Source organism: Saccharothrix hoggarensis (assembly GCF_042678885.1).
Lineage (GTDB): Bacteria > Actinomycetota > Actinomycetes > Mycobacteriales > Pseudonocardiaceae > Actinosynnema > Actinosynnema hoggarensis.
The window spans coordinates 1-8,781 of record NZ_JBHTLK010000265.1 but is presented as its reverse complement, the minus strand read 5'-3'; the positions used below and the strand labels follow the sequence as shown (position 1 = coordinate 8,781).

The 8,781-nt window shown below is 72.9% G+C and carries 9 protein-coding genes; 1 reads left to right on the top strand and 8 read right to left on the bottom strand.

What is annotated here, in order from left to right; translation table 11 throughout:
• Positions 1-114 precede the first annotated feature (114 nt).
• The gene (locus ACFQ3T_RS31550; protein WP_380728930.1) at positions 115-1,059 is read right to left on the bottom strand and encodes a LysR family transcriptional regulator; all 945 of its coding nucleotides are present in this window, start codon (positions 1,057-1,059) and stop codon (positions 115-117) included.
• 218 nt (positions 1,060-1,277) lie between these two features.
• Entirely contained in the window at positions 1,278-1,817 is a 540-nt protein-coding gene (locus ACFQ3T_RS31545; RefSeq protein ID WP_380728927.1) for a carboxymuconolactone decarboxylase family protein, read from the bottom strand.
• A 125-nt stretch (positions 1,818-1,942) separates the two neighbouring features.
• On the opposite strand from ACFQ3T_RS31545, the gene ACFQ3T_RS31540 reads away from it, so the two are divergent.
• Positions 1,943-2,566: a CGNR zinc finger domain-containing protein gene (locus ACFQ3T_RS31540; RefSeq protein ID WP_380728925.1), complete on the top strand. Its 624-nt coding sequence runs from the start codon at positions 1,943-1,945 to the stop codon at positions 2,564-2,566.
• Here ACFQ3T_RS31540 and ACFQ3T_RS31535 read toward each other — a convergent pair.
• The 6 genes from ACFQ3T_RS31535 to ACFQ3T_RS31510 form a co-directional block, all read right to left on the bottom strand.
• Complete coding sequence (locus ACFQ3T_RS31535; RefSeq protein ID WP_380728923.1) at positions 2,521-4,140, bottom strand: acyl-CoA synthetase; 1,620 nt, start codon at positions 4,138-4,140, stop codon at positions 2,521-2,523. The two genes, ACFQ3T_RS31540 and ACFQ3T_RS31535, sit on opposite strands and share 46 nt — an antisense overlap.
• Before the next feature lie 127 nt (positions 4,141-4,267).
• Positions 4,268-6,178 carry an FAD/NAD(P)-binding protein gene (locus ACFQ3T_RS31530; RefSeq protein WP_380728921.1) on the bottom strand — a complete coding sequence of 637 codons (1,911 nt, stop codon included), beginning with the start codon at positions 6,176-6,178 and terminating at the stop codon, positions 4,268-4,270.
• Positions 6,179-6,189: 11 nt separating this feature from the next.
• Positions 6,190-7,449 (bottom strand): methylaspartate mutase, encoded by a 1,260-nt coding sequence (locus ACFQ3T_RS31525; protein ID WP_380728919.1) that lies wholly within the window; start codon positions 7,447-7,449, stop codon positions 6,190-6,192.
• Positions 7,446-7,904: a cobalamin B12-binding domain-containing protein gene (locus ACFQ3T_RS31520; protein WP_380728917.1), complete on the bottom strand. Its 459-nt coding sequence runs from the start codon at positions 7,902-7,904 to the stop codon at positions 7,446-7,448. The genes ACFQ3T_RS31525 and ACFQ3T_RS31520 overlap by 4 nt, the downstream gene beginning before the upstream one ends.
• Positions 7,901-8,287, bottom strand: coding sequence for a cupin domain-containing protein (locus ACFQ3T_RS31515; RefSeq protein ID WP_380728915.1), 387 nt, complete (start codon positions 8,285-8,287; stop codon positions 7,901-7,903). Before ACFQ3T_RS31515 ends, ACFQ3T_RS31520 begins: the two co-directional genes overlap by 4 nt.
• 197 nt (positions 8,288-8,484) lie before the next feature.
• Positions 8,485-8,781: CbiX/SirB N-terminal domain-containing protein (locus ACFQ3T_RS31510; protein ID WP_380728913.1), on the bottom strand; the 297-nt coding region annotated here is incomplete at its 5' end.

Sequence of the window (8,781 nt, the reverse complement as noted above, 5' to 3'; positions counted from 1 at the left end):
TCCTCGGACCAAGCGGCCGAGACCAGGACGTCTTCACGGCTCATCGAGCTGCTCCATTGTTGTTGTTCCGACACCGTCCTGTGTGGCGGCGCCGTTGTCCGGTGCGTGTCATCGTCAGCCGGCGGTGGCCAACGCGCAGGTGGGTGCGACCGTCGCCAGCTCGGCGACCGGGTCGGAGAGGACCTCGACGGCGTGGCGCACCACGGCCGTGAGGGTCGGTGCGTTCGTCATCTCGGCGCGCCAGATCGCGCGGGCGTGCACGTGCGCGCTGGGGAAGTGCGAGACGATGGACAGCTCGCCGCGGTCGATCTTCTCCTTGACCGCGACGTACGGCACGAAGGCGACGTTGGTGGTGTCGCGCAGGTTGTCCACGGCGCTCGCGATGGAGCCGACCTCCAGGCTGGGCAGCGGCCGGCCGAACTGGCGGCGGAACTCGCGCGCCATCACCTGCTGCGCCACGCACTCCGGGTCGTCCACCAGCACGACGTCGTCCACCCGGGCCCCCGCCTTGGTGGTGGACACGGCGACGAAGTCGACCGCGCACAGGGTCCGCCAGTGCAGCGGGCCGTCGCGCAACTGGTCGTCGCCGCAGTCCTCGGTCAGCACGAAGCCGAGGTCGACCTCGCCCGTGCGGACCGTCTTCTCGATGTCGGAGGGGCGCAGGGTGCGCGTGCTCAGCCGCAGCTCCGGGTAGACCTGGTGGCACTTGCGCAGCAGCGGGCCGAGGTAGTAGCTGGTCAGGACCGCGGGGCCGCCGATGGCGACCCGACCGCGCACCGGCTCCGACGAGCCGACGGACCGCACCATGTCGTCGATGACCTCGAACAGGCGCGAGGCGTGGCCGATGACCGATTCGCCCTCGTCGGTGAGCCGGACGCCCTGCGAGTGGCGGTGGAACAAGCGAACGCCCAGCCTGCGCTCGAGGGTGCGGATGTGCACCGTGACGCTGGACTGGGCGTAACCGAGACGGTTGGCCGCCTTGGTGAGATTGCCGGTTCTCGCGACCTCCAGGAAAGTCCGTAATTGGTGGATCGACAAGTCGTACACGGCAGCGCTCACGAGTCTTCCCCCAGGCACACTAATGCTATTTGCTAGTCGAGAGTATTAGCAGAAGCATGGCTGTTGCATCGGACTCCGACAAGCGCCCAAACCGCCGCACTCCGTACCGGCCGAAAGGGGCTTCGGCTTGCCGCACGGGCGTCCGGTGCGGGTGCCTCCACGCAGAACGGGTCCGCCGAGCGTGTGCGCACACGCTCGGCTGGACCACCCCGATCCGCTCAGCTCAGCGGCTGGGCCTCGGGGAAGTCGATCGGCGTGTCCGACACCTTGTTGACGAAGTTCGTCAACACGTTCAGCGCGGTGTAGGCGACGAGCTCCAGCACCTCGCCGTCGGTGAAGCCCGCCGCGCGGACCTCCGCCAGCTCCTCGTCCGACACGGTGCCGCGGGTCTCCAGGAGGCGGAGCGCGAAGGCGATCGCGGCGGCCTGCTTCGGGTCGGACGACGTGCCGCGGCGGGCCGCGATGATCTCGTCCTCGCTCAGGCCGGCCTTGGCGCCCAGCGTGCTGTGCGCCGACAGGCAGAGCGTGCAGCCGTTGGCCTCGCCGACCGCGAGGGCCACCCGCTCACCGGTCAGCCGCCCGACCGAGCTGTTGGCCAGCGCGCCGTTGAGTCCGAGGTACCCCTTGAGCACGGCGGGGGAGTTGGCCATGACCTGGGTCATGTTGATCACGCGCCCGAGCCGGTCCTTGATCGCGGTGAACATCTCCGCTACTTCGCCCTGGGCCGAGTCCGGCTCGACCAGCGGGATGCGAGACATCCAGGCTCCTCATGGTTAGAGAGTCTTGTAAGTATTAGTACCAACATCATTGTCGAGTGGTTGGACACATGCCGTCAAGGCCCTGCTAGCGTTAATTAAGGCGGTCGAGGGACGGGAGTCACGCCGTGGACACTCAGCTGGCGCTCACCCTGGTGAACACCGTTCGGGTCGTCCGGCGGACCCGCGGCCGGGTGCGGGACGTCCTGCGCAGCCCGGAGGGCCTGCGCGGCTGGCTCGACCAGGTCCACGAGCGCTGGCCGATGTTCCCGACCCACGCGGTGCCCGCCGACTCGGCCACCGCGGACCGGCTGGTCGAGGTGCGCCAGGCGTTGCGCGCGCTGTTCGCCCACGCCGTCGCCCCGGACCCGCCCAGCGCCCCGGACGCGCACGAGCTGCCCGACCTCGCCGTCGCCCTCGCCACGGTGAACCAGGTGCTGCGCGAGGCCGAGGTGACGCCGCACCTGGTGTGGCCCGGCGACGGCGAACCGGACCTGCACTGGTCCGTGCCCGTCGACCTGGACGACCGGTCGCGCGCCATCGCCTCGCTGACGTGGGTCGCGACCCGGTTCCTGGCCAGCCCGGCGCGCGAGCAGCTGCGGGCCTGCCCGGCGCCGTTGTGCGTGCTGTACTTCGTCAAGGAGCACCACCGCCAGCAGTGGTGCTCCTCGGCGTGCGGCAACCGCGCGCGCGTCAGCCGCTACTACTACGGGCGGCGCGAGAGCGACGCCGTCGAGGAATCCGCCTCGTAGACCACGCCGGGGACGGCGTCGCGCAGCCGTGCCCGCTGGACCTTCCCGGACGCCGTGCGCGGCAGGACGTCGACGAACTCGATCTCCGCCACCGCCTTCTCGGGCGGCAGCTCCAGCGCCACGTGGTCGAACACGCCCGTCGCCACGTCGGCGTCCGCGGTCGCGGAGGGCTTGCGCACCACGAACGCCTTGGGCGCCCACATGCCGATCGGGTGCGGCACGGGCACCACGGCCGCGTCCGCCACGTCGGGGTGCAGGCACAGCACGCGTTCCAGCTCGTGCGGCGAGATCCGGTGGTCGAACGACTTGAACACGTCGTCGACCCGGCCGAGGCAGGTGATCGTCCCGTCGGCGTGCCGCACGCCGAGGTCGCCCGTGCGGTAGTAGCCCTCGCCGGCGGGGATGCCCGCGGGCCGGTTCGCCAGGTCCACGCTGATCTCGCCCTCGTCGCCGGGCGCGCCGTCCGGTCCGAGCAGCACGATGTCGTAGCCGGGCAGCGGTCGGCCGAGCACGCCGGGCCGGGCGCGTCCGCCGGGCGTGGTGCCGATCATGCCGGTGGCCTCGGTCTGCCCGTAGCCGTCGCGCAGCGAGATGCCCCAGCGGTCGCGGACCGCGTGGAACAGGTCCGGGTTCAGGGGTTCGCCCGCCGTCGTCGCCTCGCGCAGCGCGGCGGGACGGTCGCCGAGGCCGTGCCGGACCAGGCCGCGCCACACCGGCGGCGGCGCGCAGACCGACGTGGCGCGGTGCGCGTGCAGGGCGTCCAGCACCGCCGCGGGCTCCGGCGTCGGCACGGCCAGCACCGTCGCCTCCGCCGCCCACGGCACGAACAGCGAGCTCCACGGGTGCTTGGCCCAGCCCGGCGACGCCACGTTCAGGTGCACGTCACCGGGCTTCAGCCCGTTCCAGTAGAGGCTGCTGAGGTGTCCGACGGGGTAGCTGGCGTGGGTGTGCCGGATCAGCTTGGGCTGCGAGGTGGTGCCCGAGGTGAAGTAGGTGAACAGCGGGTCGTCGCGGTGGGTCGGCCCGTCCGGCGCGAACTCCGCCGGCGCGGCGGTCGAGTCCGAGTAGGACACCCAGCCGCCGACCTCGCCCAGCGCCACCCGGAGGCCGGGCACCCGGACGTCGGCGAACCGCTCGACCAGCCCCTCCTCGGCGACGACGTGCCGCACGCCCGCGCGGGCGAACCGGTCGGCGATCTCGGCGGGCGTCGCGGTCGGGTAGGTCGGCGTCAGGACCGCGCCCAGCTTCATCGCGGCCAGCGTCACCTCCCACAGCTCCGGGCGCGTGCCGCACATCAGCAGCACCACGTCGCCGCGCCGCACGCCGAGGTCGCGCAGCCAGCGGGCGACCTGGCTCGACCGGCGGGACAGCTCCGCGAACGTGAGCGCGGCGACGCCCACCACGCGCAGCGCCTCGCGGTCGTTGTCGCGGGCCACCACGTCGAACCAGTCCAGCGCCCAGTTGAACTCGGGCGCCCGGGGCCAGCGGAACTCCGCCCGCGCCCGGTCCAGGTCCTCGCGGTGGGCCAGCAGCACGTCGCGGGCCGCGCGGAACTCCTCGGTCGCGTCGGTCATCTGCACTCCTGGGTGATCTGCGCCGGGCTCATCTGCGCCGGGTTCTTCTGCGCCGGGTTCTTCTGCGCTGGGTTTTTCTGGGTACGCCTTGCCCGAGACCTCCGGGCAGGCCTTGCTCGGGCAGGCGTCATCGGGGCGCGAGCACGGGCGACGGGGTGAGCAGGCGCTCGGCGATGGCGTCGGCGTCGCGCAGGAACAGCGTGCGCATGCCGGGCCGACTGCTGCCGACCTGCGTGAACCAGCGCGTGTGCTCGGTGGGCAGGCCGAGGGCGTGCGCGCCGGGCACCTCGGCGCCGTGCCGGTCGAGCAGGGCGAACGGCGCGGGCGTGACGTCCACCCCGCCGGTCTCGAACACCTCGCCGGTCACCGGGTCGCGCTCCACGAACTGCGTCACCAGCCCGCGCGCGACCAGGTCCTCGTACAGCGGCGAGGTGTCCCGGCGCAGGTCCGGCTGCGGGATGCGGGCGTCGACGAGCGCCGCCACCTCCGTCCGCGAGCCGGCGACGTCGGCGGAGGACACCACGAACGTGCCGCCGGCCGGGTCGCACTCGTAGCGGACCCGCGGGCCGACCACGGTCACCACGCCGACCTCGATCAACGCCAGCAGCTGCTCCACCCGCTCCACCGGCGGCCCGGCGGACAGCAGCGCGTTCATCGGCACGTACCAGCCGAGGAAGTCGTCCCGGTGCGAGCGGACGGTCAGCCCGCCGAAGTCCACCGCGACGCGGATCGTGTTGCGGATGTCGCGCAGCACGTCCAGCGCCGCCTTGACGGGACCGTCGACGTTGCCGCGCTTGGCTTCGTCGATGTCCTTGGCCATCAGGTCGAGCACCTTCGCGCGGAACACGGCGGGGTGGGCGAACCGGTCGCCCGTGAACGGCCGCGCGAGCCGTTCGAGGTCCAGCCCCGCGTCCGGGGCCAGGCCGTGCTCGGCCAGCAGCGCGGCCTTGGACCCGCCGTGGCGCAGGACGTGGGCGTGCCGTTCGGCGAACCGGGCCGCGACCGCGTCGCCCTGCCGGGAGCGCACCAGGGTGGTGAGGTAGACGTGGTCCACCTCGGCCTGGATCAGCGGCATGATCTGGCCGGTGAAGTCCAGCCCGGCCGCGCCCGCCCGCGCCTTCGCCTCGCGCACCGCGTCCGTCGTGAACACGACCGGCTGGTGCACGTGGTCGGGCCGCTTCTGGTTCGTGCCGCGCGCCAGGATCGGCATCCCGCTGCGCGACCCGGCGAAGATCAGCGGCTCGCGGCCGCTCGGCGCGTACCGCATGGCGCCGGCGACGTCCCGCCGGAACACCCCGCCGCGCCCCACCGTCAGCGACAGCAGGATGTCGTAGAACCCGAGGCCCATGCCGATCACGCCGACGGGCGTGCCGGGCTCGATGACGTCGAGCGGCAGGTCCGCGGCGGAGTCGCCGCTCAGGTAGGTCAACCCCGGCCGGGTCGCGGCGAAGTCGGCGAGCGCCTGCTCATTCGCGCCGGGCCGGGACACCGGGTGGCCGGTGGCCAGCACCACGCGGTCGACCACCAACGGCTCGGACCGGTCCGACAACGTCAGCGCGAACCCGCCGTCCGGCAGCGGCGCCATCGTGGTGACCCGCGCGGTGACCGGTCGCACGACCATGCCGTCGGGCAGGTGGTCGACCACGCTGCGGTACACGTGCCGCAGGTAGTGCCCGTAGGTGACGCGCGGCGCGTAGCCGTCCGGGCCGATCGACGCCAGCTCCGGGTCGGGGGAACGGGCCAGCCACTGCGCCACGCTGGGTCCGGCGCCCGCGCGGTCCGGTCCGCCGTCGGGCTCGCCGGAGTACATGGTCACCTGGCCCGCGACCGTGTTCATGGTGAACCACGGCTGCTGGTCGGTGCGCCAGATCCGGCCGCAGCCCACCTGGACGGCGTCGATCGCGAACACCTCCGGCCCCGGCCCGTGGTGGTCGTCGGCGCGGAGGGCGAGGCGTTCGAGCACGGAGATGCCGCGGGGGCCCATGCCGATGATGGCGATCCTGGGCCCGTGCGACACCGGGCCGTCGGCTGAGGACACGATCACTCCCGTCAGTCGGTCAGGTGCGGGCGTGCGGGCGTGCGGGCGAGCACGTTGTCGTAGCGGTGCTCGACGTGCGTGAGCATCGCCAGCAGGGAACGGGCGGTGAGCGCCTCGGGCGGGAGGGTGCGCGCCAGGCCCCCGATCGGCATGGAGCCGATCGACACCCAGCGCAGCCGGCCCTGCTCGTCGAGCGCGGCCCGCGTCCGGCCCGCGTTGTCCGCGTGCAGGCAGTACGGCACGTCGAGGTACCCGCGCTGGAACGCCAGTTCCAGCCCACGGCCGAGGTCGTCGTCCAGGTCGAGCACGGCCTCCACGAGCGCGCGCGCCTCCGCGAGCACCCCGGTGGTGGCGGGCCGCAGCTCGTCGGTCGGCGGCCGGGCGGCGTCGAGGGCGTGGCGCAGCGCGGCGACGTTCTCGGCGGGCGTCGGGATGCGCTGCGCCTCGACCTCCGTCTTGACGATCACCCGCTCCGCGCCGGACCGGACCGCCAGTTCGACGCTGTCGCGCAGCAGCGTGGTCGCGCCGGTCGTGCTGCGCGGGTACACGCCCATGTAGGTGTAGAGCACCACGTGCCACCGCACGTCCGGCAGGAGTTCGCCGGCCAGGGTGCGCAACGCGGCGATGGCTTCGAGGTCCTGCGCCGCGTTGGTCTGCTGCGCGTAGCTCAGCGACACGCTGCGCAGGCCGTGCGCGCGGAAGAACAACGCCTCCAGCACGGACAGCGCCACCAGGAGGCTGGGCGGGCACAACTGGCCGAGCATGCACCCGCCGAACGTCTCCAGGTGCGCGTCCGGGCCGTGCCCGCCCATCAGCTCGCAGGTGCGCCGCCACTCCCGCACCGAGTCGCGCAGCGGGGTCCGGCTGTAGGGCAGGCAGTAGGACACCGGCCCGCCCTCGGTGGCGTCGAGCCCGGCGTCGAGCAGGGTGCGCACGATGTCGTACGGCGCGGGGCTGCCGTGCCGCACCTGCACCGGGAAGTCCGGCGACACCACGCCGTCGAGCATTCGGCGGGTGACGTCCGGGCCGTGCACGACGAGCGGGAACCCGTTGAGGGGAGCACCGTCGCGCAGCGCCCGGCGCGCGGCGTCGTGCGCGCCCACCCTGGTGTAGCTGTCCAGGGTGATGGTGCCGGCGGTGCGCCCCGGCACGGCGCGCACCGCCAGCAGCCCCTCCCGCATCCGCGCCGGCTCGGCGAAGCCCATGCGGGGCTGGACGACGAGCCGGCCCTCGGCCGCCGCGTCGGCGACGAACGCGGAGAACGACGTCATGACGTCGTCCTGCCGCTGGGCAGGGCCGGTCGGCGCAGCCCTTCGACGTAGCCGACCAGCCGCGACGGGTCGCTGTCCTCCACCACCAGGTCGAACCCGGCGGCGAGCAGCTCGTGCCGCGACTCCGCCCCGCCGGCCACGCCGAGCTTGCCGCCGATGACCAGCCGCAGGTCGGCCGTGTCCGGGTCGGCGCGCAGCAGGCGGGCCAGCCGCACGCCGTCCAGGTGGCCGTGGCCGTTGACGGTGCTGATCACGACGAGGTCCGGGCGGTGGTCGCGGCAGTGCTCCAGGAGCAGGTCCTCGGGCACGCAGGCGCCGAGGTTCGTCACCTGGCACCCGTGTTCCTCCAGCAGCAGCTGGAGGAACACGAGGTTCCAGGTGTGCGCGTCGGAGAAGACGCTCGACAGCACGACCCGGACCGGTCGGACGGCGAGCGCGGTCGGGGCGTTGCTCACGGGGCCTCGGCGGGCCGCGCCTCGGCGGGCCGGGTCCGGATGGCCAGCACGGTGCACCCGGCGGCGCTGGACATCTGGTGCTTGCTGCCGGGGCCCTCGACCACGAGCGCGCCCTTCTTGAACGAGTGGCCGTCGCTGTGGTCCAGGGAGCCGTCGAGGACGAGCATCAGCTCCCAGCCCAGGTGCTCGTGGAAGTCGCCGTGCGCGCCGGGCGGGAAGCGCAGCAGCAGGCCGACGGACTCGTCACCGGTCTCGGGGTTCGGCGCCCACAGCACGTGGTGCTCGACGCCCTCGCGGCCGGGCTCGACCCACTTCGTCCACTCGATGTCCGTCAGGTCAAAGCCGTTCCGAATTACGTCCTCGATGATTTTCATGTCAGACATAAGCGCGCTCCCGGTAATAGTCTCCGCTGTTGTGTAAACGGTGCGCCATGAATCGAAGTGTTGCGGCGCAACGGTTTCAGCGATGTCACGTTATCCGGGGAACAAGAGATCCGCGCTGTAGTCCTGACGATGCGCGACCATCGGAAAAAACGATGTGCCGCAGTTTGCGGGACGTCCGGGTGCGGGAGTCCGAATTCTCACACGTGCGCGGACAGGTGCAGCCCGCGTACCGCGGCGACCACGAAGGGGTGCGCGCCGAGCGGCGCCGCCACCACGACGTCGGGGTCGGCCCGCCGTGCCGCGGCGATCACCCGGTCGGGCAGGAGGCCGGGCGCGAGGAACCACGACGCCACGGCGATCCGGCGCGCGCCGAGGTCCCTCAGCTCGGCGATCGCGTCGGTGACGTCCGGCGCGCAGGTCGCGAACGCGGGCCGGACGCCGGCCCAGCCGTGCTCCCGCTCCCACCGGTCGGCGAGGTCCGCGACCTCCGCCTC

Coding starts and splice junctions, on each gene's coding strand:
- ACFQ3T_RS31525 (WP_380728919.1), bottom strand. CDS start 7,449: ATGACGTCGTTCTCCGCGTTCGTCGCCGACGCGGCGGCCGAGGGCCGG.
- ACFQ3T_RS31545 (WP_380728927.1), bottom strand. CDS start 1,817: ATGTCTCGCATCCCGCTGGTCGAGCCGGACTCGGCCCAGGGCGAAGTA.
- ACFQ3T_RS31535 (WP_380728923.1), bottom strand. CDS start 4,140: ATGACCGACGCGACCGAGGAGTTCCGCGCGGCCCGCGACGTGCTGCTG.
- ACFQ3T_RS31515 (WP_380728915.1), bottom strand. CDS start 8,287: ATGTCTGACATGAAAATCATCGAGGACGTAATTCGGAACGGCTTTGAC.